The organism is Alteromonas sp. ABH4_452 (assembly GCF_056311825.1).
Genome location: NZ_CM149973.1, coordinates 1,556,186 through 1,581,717 on the forward strand (window position 1 = coordinate 1,556,186; position 25,532 = coordinate 1,581,717).

Sequence of the window (25,532 nt, forward strand, 5' to 3'; positions counted from 1 at the left end):
TGATAACTAGCGATTATTAACAATGAACTATCAACTTCGGTTGGTAGTTCATTTTTTGCGTTTATTCCTAGATACTGCTTTTAACCTAATCAACGCATTCAAATTAGATACAAACAGCCGTTCATCGATAAATTTTAAGTTTAATTTTGCCCACCTGAATATTTTTTAATCTTTTTTACGCGCCTAATCATACACTTCCTAAAAATACTGTATATCCAACCAGTTCAATCCCAGTGTTTATGCGGCTTTCACGCCTTTTTTCTACTTGACAGTGGGGATCATTGGTACCTAAACTGTATCTCAGTGGGTAAATGTGGCGAATTGTGGATCAAATCATCATCACTTTGCAGATTAGTACTCAAAAAACAAGAAAACCAAGAGCAAATAATAAAAGGCTAGGGGAATGTTCCGCGGCGCTAACGCAATCAATCTGGATACAAAAGGCAGACTGGCTATACCGACGAAGTATCGTCAGTCGCTGCTGGATGATTGTCAGGGACAACTGGTCTGCACAGTCGATACACAACAAAGTTGTTTGCTGCTTTACCCACTTCCCGAATGGGAAGAGATTGAGCTAAAACTCTCTAAACTTTCAAGCATGATCCCAGCCGAGCGTCGCTTGCAGCGATTGCTACTAGGTTATGCTTCAGAAGGCGAGATGGATAAAAGCGGACGTATTCTTATTCCTACTCCACTGCGAAGTTTCGCAAAACTCTCAAAAGAAGTCATGTTAGTTGGTCAGTTAAACAAATTCGAAATTTGGGATGCCGATATTTGGGCACAACAAGTTGAAGCTGATATAGACACCGAACGCAAAGGCGAATTTGAACTTACCGAACGATTACAGGACTTTTCTCTATGACGCAGCCTAGCGAATTTAAACACATTTCAGTACTGCTTGATGAGTGCATTGAAGCGCTAGCCATTAAACCGGACGGCATTTATATCGATGCTACGTTTGGACGTGGTGGGCATTCAGCACATATTTTGAAGGCTTTAGGTGAAAATGGGCGTCTCATCGCTTTTGACCGTGACCCGCAAGCAATCAAAGCGGCAGAACGCTTCGCTGAAGATAAGCGTTTTAGCATTATCCATTCACCGTTTGGTGATATGGCAGAAGAAATCGACGCGCTAGGGCTAACCGGTAAGATTGACGGTGTGCTTATGGACTTAGGCGTATCTTCACCTCAACTTGACGATGCTGAACGCGGCTTTAGCTTTCTTCGTGACGGCCCGCTGGATATGCGTATGGACACCTCACGTGGACAAAGTGCTGCAGACTGGTTGGCTAGCGCAGAAGAGCAAGACATAACACAGGTCATTAAAGAGTTTGGCGAAGAGAAGTTCGGCAAGCGCATTGCTCACGCTATTGTTAACACACGTAAAGATACACCTATTACCCGTACTGCACAGCTTGCCAAAATCATCGATGAAGCCGTACCTGTAAAAGACAAATTCAAGCATCCTGCAACCCGCGCATTCCAAGGTATCCGCATTTATATCAATGCTGAGCTAGAGCAACTTCGCGTGGGTCTTAAAGCTGCCACACAAGTGTTAGCAAAAGAAGGCCGCTTAGCCGTTATTTCATTTCACTCGTTAGAAGACCGCTTAGTAAAGCGCTTCATTAAGGATCAAAGTAAAGGGAAAGTTGTACCGCACAATTTACCGATAACCCAAGCTGAAATAGATGCAGATAAAGTGCTCAAAGCTCTGGGTAAAGCAATAAAACCCTCAGAACAGGAGATTGCGAACAACGTTCGCTCCCGCAGTTCGGTATTGCGTGTGGCAGAAAAGTTATGACCAAAGCCATACCAGACAAGGCCAGCACTAATTTCAAATTACTGCTCATTATTGTTTCAGATTTGACCCGCAACAAGTTGCGGGTTTTGTTGTATTTAATGGTTATCACAAGTGCCATGGCAGTGACACTTAGCAGTCATCACAACAGACAGCAGGTCATCGCCCTTGAAGACCTTATGCAAGAGAAAGATGAGCTTGATGTCGAGTGGCGTAACCTGGTGCTTGAACAACGGGCTTTGACCGAGCATAACCGCATAGAAAACCTAGTTGAAAAGCAGTTAGAAATGTATCGTGCCACGGCAGACGATGAAGTAGTGGTGAGGCTGAAATGAGTACATCTGCACTTTCTCGTAAGCGCAACAAGACAGGCGCAAAACAAAATGTGACGCCAAGCCTAGTACACTGGCGTTTTGTGGTTGTGCTTATTGTGATCATGCTAGTGTTTGGTGTGTTAGCCGCTCGCGCAGCTTACATTCAAGTTATCGAACCTGATGAGCTTATTCAACAAGGCGACAACCGCACGCTTAGAACCCGAGACATGCCAACTTATCGCGGGCTTATTACCGACCGAAACGGTGTCGAACTGGCGGTAAGTGTTCCTGTTCGCGCCATCTATGCAGACCCAAAAATTATCCATGAAAATAACGGCTTCGAGGAAGAACGCCGCTGGGAAGCGCTGGCAGATGTACTGCGCCAAGACGTAAATGAACTCAAAGAAAAAGTGGCAAACCCTAAACGCCGCTTTGTTTATTTGCAGCGTCAGGTGTCGCCCGCCATGGCAGAATACGTTGATAAACTGGACATTCCAGGCATTTATCTTCGTCGTGAAAGCCGCCGCTACTATCCTACGGGTGAGGTGTCAGCGCAGTTAATTGGGGTAACCGATGTGGATGACACAGGCGTTGAAGGATTAGAGCGCATGTATGACGAGTGGCTAACGGGCACGCCGGGCTCTCGTAAAATACGCCGTGATGCGAAAGGCCGTCAGGTAGAAATCTTAGAAACTAAATCTGGTGAAAAAGCCGGCGACCTGCAGTTGACTATCGATCAGCGCATTCAAGCACTTGCTTACAAAGAAATTAAAGAAGCCATGATTTACTATCAATCAAGTTCGGCTTCAGCCATCGTTATCGATGTAAAAAGCGGTGATGTATTGGCTATGGTTAACGCGCCTTCCTTTAACCCCAACGACAGAAGCAAATTGTCTGCGCATAGAATGCGTAACCGGGTTATTACTGACGCGTTCGAGCCGGGTTCAGCATTGAAGCCACTGGCAGTGCTTACTGCATTAGAATTCGGTGAAGTTGAGCCTGAAGATTCAGTAAACACCCACCCTGGTTGGATGCGTTTAGGCGGTAGCCTAGTAAAAGACTCACGCAACTATGGCGAGCTAACGCTAGAAGAAATTATTCAGCATTCCTCGAACATGGGCACATCTAAACTGGCGTTGTCTGTGCCTAAACAGTTTTTGCTTGATACCTACTACAACATGGGCCTTATGAGCGATACCGGGCTGAACATGGCAGGCGAAAGCAGTGGTATTTTCCATGAGCGTAGCCGCTGGTCTGAATTTGAGTTAGCCACATTGTCGTTTGGATACGGCATTTCTGTAACTACGGCACAGTTGGGGCGTCTTTACGCTACATTGGCAAACGGCGGTACAAAAACACCACTTAATATAATCAAGTCACCAGAACAACCTTCGTGGCAAGCTCAATCAGAGCGTGTGATCAGCGAAGAAAACGCAAAAGCCATTGTTCAAATGATGGAAAGCGTAACCCAGCGCGGTGGCACGGCAACCAAAGCTGCAGTTCCAGGTTATCGCGTAGCAGGCAAAACAGGTACCAGCCGCAAAGCGGTAGCTGGCGGTTACGGGGAAGAGTACGTGAACATTTTCGCCGGTATTGCACCAGTGTCTGACCCAAGGCTAGTAACTATTGTATTGATCAATGAACCCGGCGGCGATTTGTATCACGCGGGGGATACCGCTGCACCTGTCTTTTCATCGATTATGGGTGGTGCACTGCACATGTTAAACGTTACGCCCGATGACAAGCAGGTTACGTCAAGTCGCTTATTGAAAGGAGGTCAAAGTGGTAGTTAGTGCCTTTATTCAAAGTATTAAAGCCTTGTTAGCAAAATTTGGTGTAGATGCCCCCGATATCCGCATTGAGGGTTTAACGTTAGATAGCCGTGAAGTGAATACGCGCTTAGCGTTTGTTGCAGTTAAAGGGCATGAACGTGATGGTCGCGATTTTATACCCCAGGCAATAAGTTTAGGGGCTCGTGTAATTCTGGCGCAAACTGAAGACAGTCGCGCTCATGGTCAAATGGAAATGCGCGACCACAGCGTCATCATTTCGCTATATGAACTACCGCAAATGCTCTCTGCGTTGGCTGCTGCGTTTTATGACTACCCTGCCCAGAAAGTGACGACGGTAGCAGTGACAGGAACTAATGGAAAAACCTCTACAGTTCAACTGCTTACCCAGTTAAAGAGCGCGCTAGGTACCCGTTGCGCGAGCATAGGAACCTTAGGAAGTAGTGTGTTTGAGGGCGATGAAACTCAGTGGTCGAACACGCCAGCGGCAAATACCACCCCCGATGCCATACGTATGCAATATTTGTTGGCAGACTTTGTGCAAAGCGAAGTGCGCCATACGGCCTTTGAAGCAAGTTCTCACGCATTGGTTCAAGGACGTCTTGGTACAGTAAAAACCGATATCGCTGTTTTCACCAACCTTACTCGTGACCACTTAGATTATCACGGCACAATGGAAGAGTATGGCAGAGCCAAGCGCTTGCTACTTCAACAGCCGGGTTTGAAAGTTGTAGTGTTAAACGCTAACGACGATGAAAGTAAGAAGTGGGATGGTGCAGCAGATAAGACGATTACACGCGTCTGGACAGGTATAGATGAAAGTGGTCTGGATGGAAGCGGTGAAAGTGAGTTCTTGCGCAAACATAACAATCCACAAAGTCGCCATTGTTTCGCCACAAATGCTTCTTATCATGCAGGTGGATGTAGCTTTGAACTGTTAAGTTCGTGGGGAAGCGCTGCTATTTCGCTGCCACTATTTGGAAAGTTCAATATCAGCAATGTACTTAGTGCTATGGGTACGTTACTCGCTGAAGGTGAACGTTTTGATGACGTGGTTAACGCGGTAAATGCAATCACGCCTGTACCCGGGCGAATGGAAGTTTTCCCTGTAACGGGTGCTGCTAACTTGGTGGTGGACTACGCGCATACGCCAGACGCTCTGGAGAAAGTGCTGTTAAGCGCCAAATTCCATACAACAGGCAGAGTGTGGTGTGTGTTTGGCTGTGGCGGAGACCGAGACAAAGGTAAGCGGCCGTTAATGGGGCAGGCTGCCGAGGTTGGTGCAGACGCTATTGTGATCACCACAGATAACAGCAGAAGCGAAAGCCCTGAGTCTATTGCTAAGGACATCATTGCGGGCTTAAAAAACTCTGAGCTGGCAGTGTCTATACCTGATCGCGAGCAAGCTATTCGTCATTGCCTTAAGCATGCGCATGAAAGCGACATCATCATCGTGGCCGGAAAAGGCCATGAAGATTACCAAATTATCGGTGACAAAAAGACTAACTATAACGAACGTGCAGTTGTGGCGCGACTGCAACAGGAGTACAGCAAATGATAACAACAACGCTGTCATGGATAGCCGAAAAGGTTAACGGAAAATTATTAAAAGGTTCTGCTGACATCGAAGTGTCTGCAGTAAGTACCGATACCCGCACTCTAGAAGATGGCGCAGTTTACTTGGCCTTGAAAGGCCCGAATTTTAATGGCCATGATTTTGTTTCAACGGCCGAAAAAGCGGGAGCAAGTGCGGTTATTGCCAGTGAAGACGTATCAACCTCGTTACCTGTCATCATGGTTGAAGATACCAAAGAAGCACTTGGCCTGTTAGGTGCAGCAGTTAAAGCTTCTGTGGCGCCTAAAACCATTGCTATCACCGGAAGCAGTGGTAAAACCACCGTAAAAGAAATGTGTGCCGCTATTTTGGAGCGAAGAGGCAATGTATTAGCCACAAACGGTAACTTCAATAATGATATTGGTGTGCCGCTAACCCTTTTACGCCTAGAGCCTCAGCATGAATACGCGGTTATGGAATTAGGCGCAAATCACATTGGTGAAATCGCCTATACCACGAACCTTGTTAAGCCGGACGTCGCGACTATCGTAAACGCCGCCGCTTCTCACTTAGAAGGCTTTGGCAGCTTGCTAGGCGTGGCGCGCGCCAAAAGCGAAATTTTTAAAGGCTTAGGCAGTGAGGGCGTGGCGGTAGTCAATGTTGATAGCCAGTTTGCCGAATTTTGGCAAGGCAAACTTAAACAGACCAAAACGCTAACGTTTTCGCCCCAGCAGAAAAACGATGCTGACTTTAGAGCAGAAGATATCACCATTGGATTAGATGGGTGCGCCGAATTCCACTTGGTTTGCCCGCAAGGTGATATGTCTATTCAGCTTACTATTCCTGGCGTTCACAACGTGGGGAATGCCCTTGTCGCTGCGGCATTAACGCTGCAAGTTGGCGCCACACTAGAAAACGTGCGCGACGGCTTACTTGCCATGAAGCAAGTTAGCGGCCGTTTGAATGTAAAACAGCTTACCGAACAAGTTCGCCTGTTAGATGACACCTACAACGCCAACGTGGCGTCTGTTAATGCAGCAATTGATACGCTAAGTAGCTTTTCAGGCATCCGCGTTCTTGTATTAGGCGACATGAAAGAGCTGGGCGAAAAAGCGCGTTATTACCACGAGCAGGTAGGGGAATACGCTAAACAAAAAGGAATTAATTACCTGTATACCATGGGTGTTTTAAGTCAATCAGCGAGTGCTGTGTTTAATGAAAACGGTGGCCATTTCAGCGATGTTGAAAGTTTGTTGGCCGCAATGGAGAGTGATTTGTTAGTGCAGCAGCGCGATATTTCAATTTTAGTTAAAGGTTCACGCAGCTCCAAAATGGAGCGTGTGGTAGAGGCGGTAGAGGCCTCTGCGCTGGGAAAGCACGATAGCCGTCGGGAGCGAATAGCATGTTAATTTGGCTAGCCGACTGGCTGACACAATTCGATTCAGGGTTTAACGTATTTTCATACCTTACCCTTCGAGCAATTTTGAGCACCTTGACCGCGTTACTTATTGCCATTCTTATTGGCCCTAAGATGATTCGTTATTTGCAGCGTATGCAAATTGGTCAAACCGTACGTGACGATGGCCCGCAAAGCCATCTATCAAAATCCGGTACACCCACCATGGGCGGGTTGCTGATCCTTGCGGCCATTGTAGTAAGTGGTCTGCTTTGGGCTGACCTGACTAATCGCTATGTGCTGGTAACCCTAACTGTGGTTGTAGCCTACGGTATTATCGGATTTGTTGACGATTATAGAAAAGTAATCCGCAAAGACTCAAAAGGGCTTATCGCGCGCTGGAAGTATTTCTGGCAATCGGTCGTTGCATTAGGGGTCGCGTTCTATCTATACAGCAGCGCAACGATAAGCGCTGAAACCTCACTGTTGGTGCCTTTCTTTAAAGAAGTGTTTCCGCAGTTAGGTGCATTCTTCATTATCATTACCTATTTTGCCATTGTAGGGACCAGTAATGCGGTAAACCTTACTGATGGATTGGATGGTTTAGCCATCGTTCCAACCATACTAGTCGCGGGCGCATTTGCCATTTTTGCCTATGTAACAGGCAACGCGAACTTTGCTGAATACCTGAACATTCCTCATATTCCGCTTACCAGTGAACTGGTGATTGTGTGTACCGCTATGGTCGGTGCAGGCTTAGGCTTCTTATGGTTTAACACGTACCCAGCACAAGTGTTTATGGGCGATGTTGGTTCACTAGCGCTAGGCGGCACATTAGGCGTGCTTGCAGTACTAGTGCGTCAGGAACTGGTGTTAATCATCATGGGGGGCGTTTTTGTTATGGAAACCTTGTCGGTCATCCTTCAGGTAGGTTCTTACAAATTGCGTGGTCAGCGAATTTTCCGCATGGCGCCTATTCACCACCACTATGAATTGAAGGGCTGGCCAGAGCCACGCGTTATTGTGCGTTTTTGGATCATTTCAATCATTTTGGTGTTAGTGGGTCTTGCTACCCTCAAACTTAGATAAGCGGTTAAGAGATAAATAGTAATGTCGTATAACGTACGTGAGCATAGTTATGTAGTCGGTGGCCTAGGTGTTACAGGTCAGGCTTGCGCGCGCTTTTTGTTGCAACAAAAGGCGACGGTTAAAGCGTTTGATACACGTGCTAATTTTACTGCACCTGCTGATCTTGATAGTGCCCACGACTCTGACATGCAAGCTTTTATGGCGGAGAAGGTCACTTGCCATGCCTTAAGCGAAGACTACTTTGATGGTGTAGACACCTTGGTGTTAAGCCCGGGGCTTGCTCTTAATATTGAACAAGTGGCTTTAGCGCAAAAGTGTGGCGTTGAGGTGATCGGCGATGTAGAGTTGTTCGCCCGTTTAAATGCCACCAAAAACAGCGCTACGCCAGCTAAGCGCGTAGTAGGCATAACTGGCTCTAATGGCAAAACCACAGTCACTTTATTAGTGAACCATCTGCTTAAAAGCTGCGGCGTAAAAAGTATTGAAGCGGGTAACGTAGGTCGCCCTGTGCTTGAAGCGCTGCAAAGTGATGCAGATGTAGTAGTAATAGAGCTATCAAGTTTTCAACTTGAAACTACGTCTAGCCTAGTACTTGAAGCTGCCACTGTGCTTAATATTTCCGATGACCACCTAGACCGTCATATCACCCTTGAAGCATATATCGATGCCAAACATCGCATTTTCGATAACGCGAAATCTGCGATTGTATGGAGAGACGGTGAGTTTGTAGCGCCTGATGAGCAGCTTATTACTGAGGCTAAGGGTAATACAGCATCAGATACCGTAGCTAATGAAGAGTCGCTAGCGTCAATGAATATCATTGAATATGGGCTGGGGGAGTCGACCACAGGGTTTGCGATTGCGTCTTTTAACGGTGACGGTAACACGCTTAGCGATAAACAAAGCCTATACATTACGTTTAATGGCGAAAAGCTTATTGCCTTAAGCGATATTCATTTAGCGGGCATGCATAACGTACTAAATATTATGGCTGCATTAGGCATCTGCCTTCAGCTAGGTATTTCGCCAGCGCTCGCGGTTAAACATCTACACAGTTTTAAAGCTGCACCACATCGTTGTGTGGAAATAGCCCGTGTAAACGACATCCGATATATCGACGACTCCAAAGCAACCAACATTGGCGCAACGGTTGCGGCCCTTGAAGGGCTAGCACCAACTACACAAGGAAAGCTGATCCTTATTGCCGGTGGTGACGCTAAAGGCGCGGATATGGCAAGCCTAACACCATATCTAGAGCAGCACGTTTCCCATGTGTTCGCCTTAGGCAAAGATGCACACCTGTTTGAAAATACGTTCGCGCATACCACTCGTGTGGCAACCATGAAAGATGCCGTAAAAGCAGCAACAAGGCTTGCTGCCCCTGGTGATGTAGTGCTGCTTTCTCCGGCGTGTGCAAGCTTAGATATGTTTAAAAACTACATGCATCGCGGAGACGTGTTTAAACAAGACGTACACGACCTACATAATCTAGACAGTGAAAATAACGGCGCTGTGGAGGCCTCATCATGATGACTGCCTCTACCAAACTTAGCGCGTTATTTGCCGCGAAGCACGACGGCCAACCTTCAGCTAAACATCCCTATGACGTGACGCTTATCTTAATTGCGCTCGCGCTAATGAGCATCGGCGTTGTTATTGTTACTTCTGCGTCTATGCCGGTGGCCGATAGGCTGCACGATAATCCATTCTACTTCGCCATTCGCCACGGTATTTACATTGTTGGGGCCATCGTCGCTGCAATGGTAGTCCTTAATTTACCCATGCAGTTTTGGCGCATGACCAACCCCTACCTTCTGCTTGCGGCCATCGCCCTATTGCTAGCAGTACTGGTGGTGGGAAGAACCGTAAACGGGAGTACCCGTTGGTTAGCGATTGGCCCTATAACCATTCAAGCTGCCGAGCCAGCTAAGCTCTTTTTCTTTGCGTATTTGGCAGGGTATCTGGTTCGCCGTTATGAAGAAGTTACCGAGAACCTAAAAGGCTTTATTAAGCCCCTTGTGGTGTTCTTTGCACTTGCAATGTTGCTTCTTCTTCAACCTGATTTAGGTACGGTCGTTGTGATGTTTGCTACTACAATTGGCTTGTTGTTTTTAGCAGGTGCACGACTTTGGCAGTTCTTCGCACTGGTGTTTGCAGGCATATTGGCGGTTGTAGCGCTTATCGTGTTCGAAGAATACCGAATGAAACGGGTTACCTCCTTTTTAGACCCTTGGGCCGATCCATTTGGTGCAGGTTATCAGCTTACCCAGTCTTTAATGGCCTATGGCCGTGGTAACTGGTTTGGGCAAGGCCTGGGTAACAGCTTACAAAAATTAGAATTTCTGCCAGAAGCACACACTGACTTTGTTATGGCCATCTTGGCCGAAGAGCTCGGCTTTGTTGGTGTGCTTGCCGTACTTGGCCTCATTTTATGGATGGTGTTACGTGCGCTGAGCATTGGAAACAAAGCACTTGAAAAAGGCCGAGCGTTTGATGGTTACATGGCTTACAGCATAGGCATCTGGTTCAGTTTCCAGACGGCGGTAAATATTGGTGCAAGCGCCGGTATTCTGCCAACCAAAGGGTTAACACTGCCGCTAGTTAGTTACGGCGGTTCGTCACTTATCATTATGTCAGTAGCAGTAGCCATATTACTTCGTATCGATTTTGAATTACGCGTTGACGGCGTACAGGCGATTGGCCGGGGCGATGGCAAGTCAGGTAAAAGCAAAGCCCGACGTAAAAAGCCTATTCCTACAAGCGCGTCACAAGCTAAAGCGTCACAAGCTGAAGGTGGAGCGAGTGTAGAGAGCAATACAGATGAAACAGATTTTTCTACAGCGACGGTTAAAGCTAAACCTAGCGCCAAAACATCAAGTGCAGAAGATGAAGGTAAAGCCGGCATTAAAGCCATACTCGCGCGCGTAGCGCAGGAGGCGGATAATGGCTAAGCGTTGCTTAATTATGGCTGGCGGTACAGGCGGACATGTTTTCCCAGGTCTTGCAGTAGCTAACGCGCTTCGAAATGAAGGCTGGGATATTCATTGGCTGGGCACTGCCGAGCGAATGGAAGCGCAAGTAGTGCCTAAGCACGACATACCTATTCACTTTATTCCCGTAAAAGGGCTTCGTGGCAAAGGTATGTCGGCACGTATTCAAGGTGCTGTCGCTTTAGTAAAAAGCTTATTTTCTGCAAGACGAATTATAAAACGTCTACAGCCGGATATTGTAATTGGTTTTGGCGGCTATGCGAGCGGTCCTGGCGGCGTTGCAGCGAAGAGCTTAGGTATTCCTGTGATAGTGCATGAACAAAACGCAGCGGCTGGCATGACTAATAAGCTTCTCAGTAAATTTGCAAGCCGTGTGTTGCTTGGCTTTAACGATGCTAAAGAACAATTTTCAGGGGTTGCAGATAAGGTGCATACTGTTGGCAATCCTGTTCGCGATGAAATTTGGCAGGTGATACCTAAACCTGTAGACATTAACGCAGACGCTCGTGCAAACACCTTTGAAAACACTAGTGAGCACAAGCAAGGTTTAAATATGCTTGTAGTTGGCGGCAGTTTAGGTGCACAGATTTTGAATGAAACTGTGCCTGAGACATGCGGTGCCCTAGAAGGTTTATCAATAAAGCACCAGTGCGGTAAAGGCAACAGTGAAAGTGTTGCTCAAGCTTATAAATCCGTAGGCGCTGATATGGCGAAAGTTGATGTCAGTGATTTTATTGATGATATGGCCGCAGCCTATGAATGGGCTGACTTTATTGTCTGTAGAGCCGGTGCACTTACGGTGAGCGAAGTGGCCGCCGCTGGTAGGGCTGCTATTTTTGTGCCGCTACCCTTTGCGGTGGACGATCACCAAACGAAAAATGCGCAGTCGTTAGTGAAGCAAAATGCGGCACTGATGATTGCTCAATCAGTATTGAAAGAAAACTTAGGGCAGGCGGTGCGTCAGTGGTTACAACACCCTGAAGACTGCTTGAATATGGGTGGCGTTGCAAAAACATGTGCAAGCACTCATGCCACGGAAAATGTAGTAAGCCACGTTAAAAGCGTGGTAGGAGTAGGGGACTAATGGTTTTTAAAACCCCATTTGAAAGCCCGCAAATGCGCCGGGTTAAAAATATTTTCTTTATTGGTATCGGCGGTGCCGGTATGGGTGGTATTGCCGAAGTATTACTAAACGAAGGTTATGCTATTGCTGGCTCTGACATTCAAGAAGGGCCAATGACTCAGCGCTTAAGCGAATTAGGTGCTGATGTTAAAATAGGTCATCGCGCGGAAAATGTCGAAGGCATGGACGTTATTGTGGTTTCTAGCGCCATCAATGAGCAAAACCCAGAAATTATCGTTGCTCGTGAAAAGCGCATTCCGATCATTCGCCGTGCAGAAATGTTGGCAGAGTTGATGCGCTTCCGCCACGGTATTGCAGTAGCGGGTACCCATGGAAAAACGACTACAACCAGTTTGATTTCGACGATTTTCGCAGAAGCTGAGTATGACCCTACCTTTGTTATTGGTGGCCTGCTTAATAGCGCTGGTACGAATGCGCGACTAGGCAAAAGCCGTTATCTAATCGCCGAGGCTGATGAGAGTGACGCATCGTTTCTTCACTTGCAGCCAATGGTATCGGTTGTGACCAATATTGAAGCGGACCATATGGATACCTATGGTGGCGACTTCTCGAAAGTAAAAGATACCTTTGTTGAGTTTTTGTCAAACCTACCGTTTTACGGTCAGGCCATCGTATGCGGTGACGATGCGAATATTCAAGAGATTCGTCCTCGCATAGGCCGAAGCATTCTCACCTACGGCTTTGAATCTCATAACGACTATCGTGCAGAGAATATTTCACTGTCATTTGGTAAAGCGAGTTTTACCGTTATTCGACCAGAGCGTGATCCGTTAGATATTACGTTGAACCTCACCGGTAACCACAACGTGCTTAATGCCCTTGCTGCTATTGCTGTAGCAACTGATGAAGGTGTAGATGACGACGCTATCATTCGCGCGCTAGCCAGCTTTGGCGGCATAGGCCGTCGTTTCGAGCAGCTAGGTACGTTTACTACCAGTAAAGGTGAAGTTTGTTTGGTGGATGACTATGGTCACCACCCAACGGAAGTTAAAGCGACTATCGCTGCGGCTCGGGCAAATTGGCCTGATAAACGCTTAGTTATGGTTTATCAGCCCCATCGCTTTACGCGAACCCGCGACCTTTACGAAGACTTTGTTGAAGTACTGTCGAGCGTTGATGCGCTGTTGCTTCTAGATGTTTACGCTGCCAGTGAACAGCCCATTGAAGGTGCTGACAGTAAAGCATTGTGCCGGTCCATACGTCAGCGCGGCCAGATAGAGCCTGTTTATGTGGGCGATAAAGAGGCGCTTCCAGGAATTTTGGCGAATATCATACAGGATGGCGATATCGTCATGACCCAAGGTGCCGGTAATATCGGACAAATTGCTAAGCTTCTAGCACGCCATGAGTTAGAGCCTGCATCGCTTACGAAGGAAGGGAAGCAACATGATTAGTCCTTCGGTAAGTGTTCGCTCGCAGAAGACCCATTTACCGAGTGAGTACGGCAAAGTGGCTGTGCTGCTTGGTGGAGACTCTGCAGAGCGCGAAGTATCACTTAATTCAGGTAATGCGGTATTAAAGGCGCTATTAAGGCAAGGTGTGGACGCCTTTGGTTTTGACCCAGCAGAGCGGCCGCTTACTGATCTTCTTGAATTAAAAGTCGACAGAGCACTAATCATGCTTCACGGTCGCGGCGGTGAAGATGGCTCTATGCAAGGGGCCCTTCAGTTCCTAAAAATTCCCTATACGGGGAGCCCAGTTTTAGGCTCTGCGCTGGCAATGGATAAAATTCATACTAAGCAAGTGTGGCAAAGTTTAGGTTTACCCACTGCAAAATATGAAATTGCTGATAAAAGGCACTTTGAAGCTGGTAAGTGCAGCGCTATAATGGATAAATTGGGGAATGAAGTCATGGTAAAACCGGCCAGAGAAGGGTCGAGTATTGGCATGGCGAGAGTGACAAGCGCTAATCAACTCGAAACTGCCATTCAGGACGCCTTTAAATACGATAATCAAGTCCTGTTAGAGCAGTATATAGACGGCCCCGAATTCACTGTTTCTGTATTACAGGGGCAGGCGTTGCCGTCTATTCGCATGTCTACTCCACATACGTTCTATGATTATGCTGCGAAATATCAGGATAATACAACAGAATACTATTGCCCAAGCGGCTTGTCTGAAGAGCAAGAAGCACAGTTAGCAAAATTAGCATCTCGTGCTTTTGACGCTATTTCTGGCAGCGGCTGGGGAAGAATTGATGTTATGCAGGACAACCAAAGGCAATTTTACTTGCTAGAGGCGAACACAGTACCTGGCATGACAGAAAAGAGTTTGGTGCCGAAGGCAGCCAAAGTTGCAGGATTAACATTTGACGAACTGGTACTAAGTATTCTTTCTACCAGTTTTGATGACGTTGCAAACAAGGCGTAAACGTGGCGGATACCAATACTAATCAACTTAAGTCTGCTTCTAAAAAAGGCGGAAAAAGCAAAACGGCAGTGTGGGGCGGTGTCGCGTTCTTACTGTTTGTAATTGCTGGGTTAGTATTTGGCGGGCTTAAAGCAAACCAGTATTTGCAAGACGAACAGCAAATGCCGGTTCAGGTTATCGATTTTTCTGGTGATTATCAGCACATCGATATTACCAAGCTAGAGCGGTTAATACGCAAGGCGCAGCCTGGAAGCTTTTTTGCGCTTGACGTAAACGAAGTATTTGAGCTTGTTGAAGCGCAGCCTTGGGTTTATCGCGCGTCAGTAAGAAAGAAGTGGCCAAATACGTTAAAAATTTATTTGGTTGAGCAGCAGCCGGTTGCGCAATGGAATGAAGATTTGTTGTTAAACCCTTATGGGGACACGTTTAACGACGAAGGCGTGAAGCTTGATTTGCCGCGCTTGTACGGTCCGGGTGGCAGTGAAAAAACCGCCCTCGAGGGCTATAACGCGATGCACGCTTTAATAGCAACAACAGACATGACGATTGATGAATTGTCACTGAGTGAGCGATTTGCGTGGCAAGTGCAGTTGGAAAACGGCATTAAATTGAATTTAGGGCGTCAGGAGTTTATCGATAGGCTACAAAGGTTTATTGATGTTTATCCACTTTTGGCGCAACAAGAGAAGGCGGTGAAATACGTCGACCTTCGCTATGACACGGGCGTTGCAGTCGGATGGAAAGATGACAGCGCCACAGATGAAGAGAGTTAAGGAAACCATGTCAAAACCTGCTGAACGCAATTTGATTGTAGGGCTAGATATCGGCACCAGCCAAGTAAAGGCCGTGGTGGGTGAATTACTAGAAGACGATCAAATCAGTATCGTTGGCGTGGGCACCCATGCATCGAAAGGCATGGATAAGGGCGGCGTTAACGATTTAAACCTGGTCGTTAAGTCAGTACAGCGTGCAGTAAACGAGATGGAGTTAATGGCAGATTGCCGTGTATCTTCAGTTTTCATGTCTATCTCGGGGCGTCACGTAAAATGCCAAAACGAAAACGGCATGGTACCGATTAACAACCAAGAAGTAACACAAGAAGATGTTGATAACGTTATTCACGCGGCGCGCAGTGTGCCAATTGCAGCGGAACGTCGTTTACTTCATGTGTTACCTCAAGAATTTACCATTGATGTACAAGAAGGTATTAAAAACCCTATCGGTATGTCAGGAGTACGAATGGAAGCCGACGCCCACATTATCACCTGCGCCGACGATATGGCGAAAAACATGGTGAAATGTGTAGAGCGTTGTGAACTGAATGCCGACCAGCTGATCTTTTCAGCGTTGGCGTCAAGTTATGCTGTGTTAACTGACGACGAGCGTGAGCTTGGCGTATGTGTGGTTGACATTGGTGGTGGCACTATGGATATGGTTATATTCACAGATGGTGCGATTCGCCACACGGCAGTTATACCGGTTGCGGGTAATCAAATTACTAGCGACATTGCTAAAATATTTAGAACGCCTATCAGCAATGCAGAAGAAATTAAGGTGAATTATGCCTGTGCATTAAAAGATATGGTGAGTATGGAAGACAGTATTGAAGTACCTAGTGTGGGCGGGCGCCCGGCTAGAGTGATGTCTCGACATACGCTAGCTGAGGTCATTGAACCTCGCTATCAAGAGCTTTTTGAGCTGGTACATGATGAAATTCGTGCCAGCGGTCTGGAAGAGCAAATCGCAGCAGGTCTTGTACTTACTGGTGGTACCGCTAAGATGGAAGGTGCTGTGGAATTTGCCGAAGAACTTTTCCAGATGCCCGTGCGCGTGGGCAAACCCATCGACGTAAAAGGCTTGTCTGAATACGTTGATGATGCTGGCTTTGCAACAGTCGTAGGGCTGCTGCAATATGGCAAAGTACAATCTGATAATAAGAAGTCCAGTACGCAGAAAACCGGTGAAAGCTTATTTCATCGAGTGCAAAGCTGGTTTAAAGGTGAATTTTAATTTTATTTTGGGGGCGCTATAGCTACGGCATTAAGGCTAGCAGGAAGCAATTAGCCTAAGGGAATGACCTGGCGTAGTGTTTAAAAAGACGTACAACCGGAGAGTAAGTATGTTCGAATTAATGGATAGTCACGGCGAAGAAGCCGTAATCAAAGTCATCGGTGTCGGTGGCGGCGGTGGTAATGCCGTAGAGCACATGGTGTCTCAAAGCATTGAAGGCGTAGAATTTATCGCAGTGAATACTGACGCACAGGTGCTTCGTAGCTCAAGTGCAGACGTAACACTTCAAATTGGCTCAAGCGTAACCAAAGGCTTAGGTGCAGGTGCCGATCCAAATATTGGCCGCGAAGCTGCGCAAGAAGACAGAGAAACCATTCGTCAGGCGCTAGACGGTGCCGATATGGTTTTCATCACGGCCGGCATGGGCGGTGGTACAGGTACAGGTGCAGCACCTGAAGTGGCGAAGATCGCCCGAGAAATGGGTATTCTTACGGTAGCGGTAGTGACTAAGCCCTTCCCATTTGAAGGTAAAAAACGTACCTCGTTTGCTGAACAAGGTATTGTTGAGCTAGCTAACAACGTTGACTCGCTTATTACTATTCCGAATGAAAAGCTATTAAAAGTGATGGGTCCAGGCACGCCGCTTCTGCAAGCATTTAGCGCAGCAAATGATGTTTTGCGCGGCGCAGTTCAAGGTATTGCGGAGCTAATCACTCGCCCTGGTCTGATCAATGTTGACTTCGCAGACGTACGTACTGTTATGTCTGAGATGGGTAAAGCTATGATGGGTAGCGGTGCAGCAAGCGGTCCAGACCGCGCTGAAGAAGCTGCTGAATCAGCGATTGCTAGTCCATTGCTTGAAGATATCGACTTGTCAGGCGCGCGCGGTATTCTTGTGAATATCACTGCGGGTCCAGATTTCGCTATCGATGAGTTTGAGACTGTAGGTAACGCTGTTAAAGCGTTCGCATCAGAAAATGCGACTGTGGTTGTCGGTACCGTTATCGATATGGAAATGACAGATGAGCTTCGCGTAACGGTTGTTGCAACCGGTATTGGCGCAGAGCGTAAGCCTGACATTTCATTAGTAAGCGCAGAAGGTTCTCGCCTTACACAGCCGGCTAAGGAATACGGTAATTCACAAACAAGTGAACCGCGTTCTGCAGTAGGTGGTACAGAAGGCAACCAAGCGCTGAAAGCTGACGACAGTGCTCAGCCAGACAACGATTTGGAGTATTTGGATATTCCTGCGTTTCTTCGCAAGCAGGCAGACTAATTTAGCTGCCTGAAAAGGAAGGGAATTATTTTACGTTTGTGTTGTCTTACTTAGTAAGGTGTATTTACACAGCGTGAAGAATTTCGCGTGAATAGGTTAAGAAAATGCGTAATCTGACAGGGTGAAACTTGCCAGAACGGGTGTTTTTTGACATGTGAGTAATAACTCACTATAATTCGCGCCCGCTTTTTTAATAGGTAAAAGCTTAAGCAGATGATTAGACAACGTACAATCAAGCAATCGGTACAAGAGACCGGAATTGGGCTTCATAAAGGGGAAAAGGTCACAATGACTCTCCGACCTGCGCCAGCAAACACGGGTATCGTGTTTAGGCGTGTTGACCTTGAACCACATGTTGACATACCTTCGCGTGCGAACGCGGTAGGTAATACCATGCTGTGTACGTGCCTAAACAACGAAGACGGTGTAACTATCCAAACGGTAGAGCACTTAGCGTCTGCACTTGCAGGTTTAGGCATCGACAACATTATTGTTGAAGTAGACAGTAACGAGCTGCCAATTATGGACGGAAGTGCTAGCCCGTTCGTATTTTTACTTCAATCTGCTGGTGTTGAAGAGCTAAACGCGCCTAAGCAGTTTATTCGTATTAAAAAGCCAGTTCGTGTAGAAGATGGCGATAAGTGGGCCGAGTTAGTGCCTTACGACGGCTTCCGTGTTGATTTCCAAATTGACTTTGACCACCCTGTGATCAGTCAAACTCGTCAGCATATGGTGATGGATTTCGATTCATGTTCGTATGTTAACGAAGTGAGCCGTGCGCGTACCTTTGGCTTCATGCGCGACTTAGAATACATGAATGCTAACAACCTAGCGTTGGGTGGCAGCATGGAAAATGCGGTAGCGTTAGATGAGTTCCGCGTGCTTAACCCTGAAGGGTTACGCTACGATGATGAATTCTTGAAGCACAAGATTTTGGACGCTATTGGTGACTTGTATCTTGGCGGCCACAGTTTGATTGGTGAATTGCGTGCGTACAAAACAGGCCATGGTCTGAACAACAAACTACTAAACGCAGTACTTGCGCAAAAGGAGTGTTGGGAGTTTGTGACCTACGACTCGCAGGAAACGGCACCCATTCGTTATGCTCAACCCGCGTTAGCGTAAAAATTTAGAAAAGCCGCCTAACGGGCGGCTTTTTTTCATATGGCAATTACTGAAATAAATGATACAGTAGCCAAATAATTAATATAAATTTCACCCATGCGACAAAAAACTATAAGTTGAAGGTTGTCGCCTTTGGCTAAAACACATTCATAGTGTTATGAAGTGGTATGAAAAAGAGTGGCGTGAAACAGCAATTTTCTTCGTGGTATGAAATTAACAATCACATTAGCAGGTAAAAATAAACGCTACAGACACAGCATTAGTGTCCGTACGCTCGTGAGCGCAACCGTGCTCTCGTCTATTTTTATGCTAGTGTCGAGCCGTTCTACTGAATCTGTGTCGGAGGATGTCGCACGGGTTCGCTTAGCGCAGACTGAAGTCAGCGAAAAACAAAAAGACGTTGAAGCGCTAAAGCAACAAACAACGATAAAACTAAAAGCTTTGCTTTCTCATGTAGCAGAATTGTCTGCACAGGCCTCGCTACTTGACGAAAAGGGCAAGCAAATCGCAACAGAATTAGGTATGTCAGCGGCTGACCTGGACGCTTTCGTACCGGTATCGATACCGGAAAACCTCCAAGACGACCCCATCCTTCATGATATAGCCAAACTAGAGCAATCACTTGATTTAAAGTCTCAACAGTTGTCTATGCTTGAAAGTTTGGTAAGGGGTCACCATATCAACGAACAGAGCCAATTATCTGGTCGTCCGATAGAGTCAGGGTGGTTGTCTTCTTATTATGGTATGCGGGCCGACCCGTTTACTGGCGAACCTACTATGCACAAAGGGCTAGACTTCGCGGGTAAAGCAGGGGAAAACGTAGTAGCAACTGCCGCAGGTATTGTAACCTGGGCGGGTGAGCGCTATGGCTATGGCCAACTAGTAGAAATTGATCACGGTGATGGCTATGTTACCCGCTATGGGCACAACGACACCCTTACTGTTTCAATAGGCGATGTGGTGACCAAAGGGGAGCCAATTGCAAAAATGGGCAATACGGGGCGCTCAACTGGCGTTCATGTCCACTACGAAGTAATAAGAAACGGAAAACCAATCGATCCTCTGCCTTTCGTTTACAAAAAGTAGCGTAGGTAGCAGCCAGGTAATTCTCGTTGATGATGCCTTGTTAGTTAGGTCATTTGAAGCGAAGAAGCATAATTTAAGAACATCGCAGAACACAACGCATTTAATATTGTGTTTTATACGTTTAATTTAGCTGTGCACGATGTGCGGCGCCTCGACAAGTAGTGGAATATAAAAGCTAATGTTTTCAAGCATCCTTCGAAAAGTATTCGGTAGTAGAAACGACCGATTATTAAAAAAATTACGCAAAAACGTAGATGCCATTAATGCACTGGAAGCAGAATTTGAAAAGCTTTCTGATGAGGCGCTAAAGGCTAAGACGGACGAATTTAAAGCCCGTATCGAAAAAGGTGAAAGCCTAGATAGCATCCTTATTGAGGCCTTTGCTACGGTACGTGAAGCCAGTAAACGTGTTTACGGTATGCGTCACTTTGACGTGCAAATGCTTGGCGGTCAAGTACTGCACGAAGGCAAAATTTCGGAAATGCGTACCGGTGAAGGTAAAACCCTTACGGCTACTTTGCCAACTTACCTTAATGCCCTATCGGGCAAAGGTGTTCATGTTGTTACCGTGAATGACTACCTAGCACGTCGTGATGCTGAGTGGAGTAATCAGTTATTCATGTTTTTAGGTATGCGCGTAGGTTGCAACGTACCGGGTATGTCACCTGAGCAAAAGCGCGACGCTTACCAAGCAGATGTTACCTATGGAACCAACAACGAGTTTGGTTTTGATTACCTACGCGACAATATGGCGTTCAGCCCGCAAGATCGCGTTCAGCGCCCGCTTAACTATGCGGTAGTGGATGAAGTTGACTCCATCCTAATCGACGAAGCCCGTACGCCACTTATTATCTCTGGCCAGGCTGAAGATAGCTCAGAATTATATCGCCGTATCAACGTCATTATTCCTAAGCTTGTTCAGCAAGAAAAAGAAGATGAAGAAGGCCAAGAAGGCGATGGTGATTACACTATCGACCTTAAAGCAAAACAAATACACCTTACCGAGCGCGGTCAATTACACGTTGAAGAGATACTTCATGAAGAAGGCTTATTGCCTGAAGGTGAGTCGCTGTTCGCTGCTGGTAATATTTCATTGCTGCACCATATCAATGCGGCACTTCGCGCGCACAAGCTGTTCGCGAAAGACGTAGATTACATTGTTAAAGACGACCAAATAGTCATTGTTGACGAGCACACGGGTCGTACTATGGAAGGCCGTCGCTGGTCTGAAGGTTTACACCAGGCCGTAGAAGCGAAAGAAGGGGTTCGTATTCAAAACGAAAACCAAACCCTTGCTTCAATTACCTTCCAGAATTACTTCCGCTTGTATAACAAGCTTGCGGGTATGACAGGTACTGCCGATACAGAAGCCTTCGAATTTAACCATATTTACGGCTTAGAAACGGTGGTTATTCCAACCAACCGCCCTATGCAGCGTAAAGACATGGCTGACCTTATCTACCTAACGGCAGAAGAAAAATACGAAGCCATTGTTGAAGACATTAAAGAGTGCGTTAAACGCGGTCAGCCTACGCTAGTGGGTACGGTGTCTATCGAGAACTCAGAGCTGATTTCTCGCATTCTTAAGAAATCAAAAATCCCTCATAAGGTACTAAACGCTAAGTTCCATGAACACGAAGCAGATATCGTCGCACAGGCTGGTAAACCAGGTGCTGTAACCATTGCGACCAACATGGCAGGCCGTGGTACCGATATCGTGCTAGGTGGTAACTGGCAAGCAGAAGTTGAGAAAATTGAAAATCCAACTGAAGCGCAAATCGAAAAGATTAAAGCTGAATGGAAGAAAAGCCACGACGCAGTGCTTGAATCTGGTGGTCTACATATTATTGGTACAGAGCGTCACGAGTCTCGCCGTATCGATAACCAGCTTCGCGGTCGTTCAGGCCGTCAGGGTGACCCGGGTTCAAGCCGTTTCTACCTGTCATTAGACGACGCCCTAATGCGTATCTTTGCCTCTGAAAAAATGGGCAACATGATGAAGCGTTTAGGCATGGAGCGCGGTGAAGCTATTGAGCACCCGTGGGTAACGCGCGCCATTGAAAATGCACAGCGCAAAGTAGAAGGTCGTAACTTTGATATTCGCAAGCAGTTGCTTGAATACGATGATGTGGCCAACGACCAGCGTAAAGTTATTTACGAACAGCGTAATGAGCTTCTAGATGAAGGTGATATTAGCGAGACTATCGCAGCTATCCGTGAAGACGTTATTTCAAGCGTTGTCGATGAGTACATTCCGCCACAATCTCTTGAAGAAATGTGGGATGTAAGCGGCCTTGAAGAGCGCATGCGAGCCGACTTCGCCGTAGACCTGCCAATTAAGACTTGGCTTGAAAATGACGACAAGCTTTACGAAGAGAAGCTTCGCGAGCGCATTCTTGGCGAAGCCGTTGACGCTTATAAGCAGAAAGAAGCGGTAGTGGGCGAGCAGGTACTGCGCCAGTTTGAAAAAGCGGTAATGCTTCAAAACCTAGATAGCCATTGGAAAGAGCATTTGGCGGCGATGGATCACCTACGCCAAGGCATTCACCTACGCGGCTATGCGCAGAAGAACCCTAAGCAAGAATACAAACGTGAGTCGTTTGCACTGTTCTCGCAAATGCTAGAAGCGCTTAAAGTTGAAGTAATCACTATTCTTGCGCGTGTAAAAGTACAAGCTGAAGAAGACGTGCAAAAAGTAGAAGAGCAGCGTCGTCAAGCTGACGATGTGCCTAAGAACTTTGAGCACGAAGAAGCGAGTGCGACGCCTGAAGAAGCAAGTGACAAAGTACGTACCCAAGTTCGCGAAGGCGCGAAAGTAGGCCGTAACGACCCATGTCCTTGTGGCTCTGGTAAAAAGTATAAGCAGTGTCACGGTAAGCTTAAGTAATGAAAGTAGTACATGTTGCTGTGGGCGTTATCGCCCGCGGCGATGAAATTTTCATTACCCTTCGCCCAGATAACGTTCACCAAGGCGGGAAATGGGAGTTTCCTGGTGGCAAAGTGGAAGCAGGTGAGACCGTTCTACAGGCGTTAAAACGAGAGCTAGCTGAAGAAGTGGGTATCATCGTGAACCGCAGTGAACCTGTGATTGTGATAACCCATGATTACGGCGACAAGCAAGTTAAACTAGACGTTCATCGCGTATGTGACTTTACCGGTGAACCTCATGGCAAAGAAGGCCAACAGTCGCGGTGGGTAAATGTGCAGGCGCTTAACACGGCAGACTTCCCAGAAGCGAATGTTCCTATAATCAACGCATTGCAAAGCTGATACCTGGTATACTTATATAGTTATACAGCTAACAGCAGAAGCGAAGCATCGTTAAAATATCAAAGCGGCTAATAGCCGCTTTTTTCTTATACTTAGGTATAAGTTAATCATTTCTAAGTAGTTTATCTCCAAAAAACTTTACCCTAACGTTAGCCCTATTAGACTTTTGTACTTTGACAAAGTCGGTCTTGTCGTCTTCGACTTCAATACATATATAAGCTTTTGTTTTTATGTACATATACGAAATTGTGTCTTTTATGACATTTGCGTCATATTGTTTTGTAAGCCACAGTAAAAGAAGTTGTCGTAGTAATAATCATACAAAAGTATTTGGTTTTATACTCAAATAGCGCTTTTTTTAAACGATATTTAATGCAGTCAACGAATGGCCATTTAAATATCGAGGTTAATTATGGCGCTCAAAAAGTCCACTGAACAAGCTGTAACCCCTACCGTCCGCGTAGACGCTAAAATGAGAAAAGAAGCGGAAGAGGAGCGCCGCAAAGCAAGAACCCTAGCAAGACAGCAGCAAGCTGCAGAGCGCGTAGCATCAGCAACAGCTGAGCTTGCTAGCGGTATTAACCAGGCCTCCAGCGCTACCGATCAATTGTCTACTGCAGTTAACGAGATTGCCGCAGGAGCAGAGGAATCCAGCAGCGCAAGCCAGGAAAGCTTGGCGGCAGTGACACAGATTTCCGGTGGTTTAGTGGCACAGCTTGAACTAGCTGCCTCTACAATGGGTAAAACCAACGAGCTCCAAACCTACCTTGAACGGGTAGTTGGTGATTTAAGTGCCATGATGACCAGCGTTAAAACTGCATCAGAGCACCAATCACGCTCGGTGGTGATGATGAGTGAGTTAGAGCAGCAAGCGTCAAATATCGGTGAAGCCGTCAAACAAGTTACCCGAATTGCAGATCAAACTAACTTGCTAGCCCTCAATGCCGCAATAGAGGCAGGCCGCGCAGGTAAACACGGAAAAGGATTTGCGGTGGTCGCTGATACTGTCCGTGCACTTGCCGAAGTGTCAGATAAAAGTGCGGCGGATATTGCAAAGCAGATAGAACAAATTCAAGAGCAGTCAAATCGCGTTTCAGATGCTGTTAAATCTTCTTCGGAAGCAGCGCTTGAAGAAGTGAATAAAGGGGAAGCCGTTACCGAACAGCTCACCACTATCAAAGCGGATATGCAAAGCATTGCGGATGGCGCTAGAGAATTACAGGAACAAGTAAAATCAATGGATGCTGCGGCTCAAGAAATTCAGGCAGGTTCAGAAATCATCTCATGTGCTGCCGACGAACAATCCACCGCAGCACAAGAAGTTTCATCGAATGTTTCTGAGCAAAGTGTCGCTTTGTCACAGGCTGAACAGGCATCGCAGTCTTTAGAGATAATCACCGAAGAGCTTAAAAACAGCACTGATATCAATAAAAGCGCAGAGGAAGTCGCATCTTCAGCTGAGGAACTGTCGGCGAGTTTAGAAGAGATTAACCGCTCTTCAAGCGAAATAATGACGGCACTTACTCAGGTCAATAACGGTGCTCAACAGGCTGCGAGTTCAGTTGACCAAGCTGTGGGTAATATCGATCTGTTAAGAGAAGGCGTCGAAAGAGCATCAACGCAAAGTGATATAGCACTTGAAAAAGGCGAAGCAATTACGAGGCTGCTTCAAGAGAATCGCTCGCTAATTGAAGAAATGGTTAGCGGTATAAATTTGGCCTTGGAAACCAGTAAAGAAAACGTCAGCGCCATCAGTGAGATGGAAGTTATGACACGCCAAATAGATAAAGTGATAGATACGATCACAACGGTTTCGGTTAAAACCAGCATGCTGGCCGTTAATGGTGCGGTAGAGGCTGCACGCGCAGGTGAGTACGGTAAAGGTTTTGCGGTGGTGTCCGCGGATATACAAAGCCTAGCTGATGAAGCTGCAGAAAATGTAGAGCAAATAAAAGACCTAATCAAAGCGATTCAAGATCAGACAGTAAGTGTAAAGACCGACCTAACTAATGTTGCTGAAAGCGCTTCGAGAGAGGTAATGAAGGCCAAACAGACTACAAGAGATGTTGAACAAATCTCAACAGACATAGGCGAAGTGGTGGATTACAACAAGGCAATGAAAGACCGTGGTGAAGAAATTGCTGCAGGAGTGACTCAGGCCCAGCGCGGTTTAGAACAAATTGCAACGGCCAACGAACAAGCGAGCAGCAATTGTCAGCAAGCGCTTAGCGCAGCTGAGCAGCAAAGTAAAGGTATGGAAATGTTAGCCAAGTCTATTGAAGAAATTGCTTCGGTAGCTGACGAAATGCAAAACGGCTAG

At 46.6% G+C, this 25,532-nt stretch carries 20 protein-coding genes; all 20 read left to right on the forward strand.

What is annotated here, in order from left to right:
* The first annotated feature begins 403 nt into the window (after positions 1–403).
* The 20 genes from mraZ (at position 404) to ACYX4N_RS06750 (ending at position 25,532) form a co-directional block, all read left to right on the forward strand.
* Positions 404–862, forward strand: a complete 459-nt coding sequence (gene mraZ, locus ACYX4N_RS06655) for a division/cell wall cluster transcriptional repressor MraZ (protein WP_024016783.1) — start codon at positions 404–406, stop codon at positions 860–862.
* Positions 859–1,800: a 16S rRNA (cytosine(1402)-N(4))-methyltransferase RsmH gene (rsmH, locus tag ACYX4N_RS06660; protein WP_476056007.1), complete on the forward strand. Its 942-nt coding sequence runs from the start codon at positions 859–861 to the stop codon at positions 1,798–1,800. Before mraZ ends, rsmH begins: the two co-directional genes overlap by 4 nt.
* Positions 1,797–2,132, forward strand: coding sequence for a cell division protein FtsL (ftsL, locus tag ACYX4N_RS06665; RefSeq protein WP_118492788.1), 336 nt, complete (start codon positions 1,797–1,799; stop codon positions 2,130–2,132). The genes rsmH and ftsL overlap by 4 nt, the downstream gene beginning before the upstream one ends.
* Positions 2,129–3,904 (forward strand): peptidoglycan D,D-transpeptidase FtsI family protein, encoded by a 1,776-nt coding sequence (locus ACYX4N_RS06670; protein WP_476056008.1) that lies wholly within the window; start codon positions 2,129–2,131, stop codon positions 3,902–3,904. The genes ftsL and ACYX4N_RS06670 overlap by 4 nt, the downstream gene beginning before the upstream one ends.
* Entirely contained in the window at positions 3,894–5,459 is a 1,566-nt protein-coding gene (locus tag ACYX4N_RS06675; RefSeq protein WP_476056009.1) for a UDP-N-acetylmuramoyl-L-alanyl-D-glutamate--2,6-diaminopimelate ligase, read from the forward strand. Before ACYX4N_RS06670 ends, ACYX4N_RS06675 begins: the two co-directional genes overlap by 11 nt.
* A complete protein-coding gene (locus ACYX4N_RS06680; protein ID WP_476056010.1) occupies positions 5,456–6,865 on the forward strand; it encodes a UDP-N-acetylmuramoyl-tripeptide--D-alanyl-D-alanine ligase in 1,410 nt (469 codons plus the stop codon). Before ACYX4N_RS06675 ends, ACYX4N_RS06680 begins: the two co-directional genes overlap by 4 nt.
* Positions 6,859–7,941, forward strand: a complete 1,083-nt coding sequence (gene mraY / locus ACYX4N_RS06685; protein WP_014950432.1) for a phospho-N-acetylmuramoyl-pentapeptide-transferase — start codon at positions 6,859–6,861, stop codon at positions 7,939–7,941. Before ACYX4N_RS06680 ends, mraY begins: the two co-directional genes overlap by 7 nt.
* 21 nt (positions 7,942–7,962) lie before the next feature.
* Positions 7,963–9,471 (forward strand): UDP-N-acetylmuramoyl-L-alanine--D-glutamate ligase, encoded by a 1,509-nt coding sequence (murD, locus tag ACYX4N_RS06690; RefSeq protein WP_476056011.1) that lies wholly within the window; start codon positions 7,963–7,965, stop codon positions 9,469–9,471.
* Positions 9,468–10,892 carry a cell division protein FtsW gene (ftsW, locus tag ACYX4N_RS06695; protein ID WP_476056012.1) on the forward strand — a complete coding sequence of 475 codons (1,425 nt, stop codon included), beginning with the start codon at positions 9,468–9,470 and terminating at the stop codon, positions 10,890–10,892. The genes murD and ftsW overlap by 4 nt, the downstream gene beginning before the upstream one ends.
* A complete protein-coding gene (murG, locus tag ACYX4N_RS06700; RefSeq protein ID WP_476056013.1) occupies positions 10,885–12,015 on the forward strand; it encodes an undecaprenyldiphospho-muramoylpentapeptide beta-N-acetylglucosaminyltransferase in 1,131 nt (376 codons plus the stop codon). Before ftsW ends, murG begins: the two co-directional genes overlap by 8 nt.
* Positions 12,015–13,469, forward strand: a complete 1,455-nt coding sequence (gene murC / locus ACYX4N_RS06705; RefSeq protein WP_476056014.1) for a UDP-N-acetylmuramate--L-alanine ligase — start codon at positions 12,015–12,017, stop codon at positions 13,467–13,469. The genes murG and murC overlap by 1 nt, the downstream gene beginning before the upstream one ends.
* Positions 13,462–14,445, forward strand: coding sequence for a D-alanine--D-alanine ligase (locus ACYX4N_RS06710; protein ID WP_476056015.1), 984 nt, complete (start codon positions 13,462–13,464; stop codon positions 14,443–14,445). Before murC ends, ACYX4N_RS06710 begins: the two co-directional genes overlap by 8 nt.
* Before the next feature lie 2 nt (positions 14,446–14,447).
* Positions 14,448–15,218 carry a cell division protein FtsQ/DivIB gene (locus tag ACYX4N_RS06715; RefSeq protein ID WP_476056016.1) on the forward strand — a complete coding sequence of 257 codons (771 nt, stop codon included), beginning with the start codon at positions 14,448–14,450 and terminating at the stop codon, positions 15,216–15,218.
* Between the two features lie 7 nt (positions 15,219–15,225).
* Positions 15,226–16,455: a cell division protein FtsA gene (gene ftsA, locus ACYX4N_RS06720; RefSeq protein WP_474805356.1), complete on the forward strand. Its 1,230-nt coding sequence runs from the start codon at positions 15,226–15,228 to the stop codon at positions 16,453–16,455.
* Between the two features lie 109 nt (positions 16,456–16,564).
* The gene (gene ftsZ / locus ACYX4N_RS06725; RefSeq protein WP_474805357.1) at positions 16,565–17,731 is read left to right on the forward strand and encodes a cell division protein FtsZ; all 1,167 of its coding nucleotides are present in this window, start codon (positions 16,565–16,567) and stop codon (positions 17,729–17,731) included.
* Positions 17,732–17,944: 213 nt separating this feature from the next.
* Entirely contained in the window at positions 17,945–18,856 is a 912-nt protein-coding gene (gene lpxC / locus ACYX4N_RS06730; RefSeq protein ID WP_474805358.1) for a UDP-3-O-acyl-N-acetylglucosamine deacetylase, read from the forward strand.
* A 207-nt stretch (positions 18,857–19,063) separates the two neighbouring features.
* Positions 19,064–19,942 carry a peptidoglycan DD-metalloendopeptidase family protein gene (locus tag ACYX4N_RS06735; RefSeq protein WP_474805359.1) on the forward strand — a complete coding sequence of 293 codons (879 nt, stop codon included), beginning with the start codon at positions 19,064–19,066 and terminating at the stop codon, positions 19,940–19,942.
* 178 nt (positions 19,943–20,120) lie between these two features.
* Positions 20,121–22,829: a preprotein translocase subunit SecA gene (gene secA, locus ACYX4N_RS06740; RefSeq protein WP_476056017.1), complete on the forward strand. Its 2,709-nt coding sequence runs from the start codon at positions 20,121–20,123 to the stop codon at positions 22,827–22,829.
* The gene (gene mutT, locus ACYX4N_RS06745) at positions 22,829–23,212 is read left to right on the forward strand and encodes an 8-oxo-dGTP diphosphatase MutT (RefSeq protein ID WP_476056018.1); all 384 of its coding nucleotides are present in this window, start codon (positions 22,829–22,831) and stop codon (positions 23,210–23,212) included. The genes secA and mutT overlap by 1 nt, the downstream gene beginning before the upstream one ends.
* Before the next feature lie 412 nt (positions 23,213–23,624).
* Positions 23,625–25,532 carry a methyl-accepting chemotaxis protein gene (locus ACYX4N_RS06750; RefSeq protein WP_476056019.1) on the forward strand — a complete coding sequence of 636 codons (1,908 nt, stop codon included), beginning with the start codon at positions 23,625–23,627 and terminating at the stop codon, positions 25,530–25,532.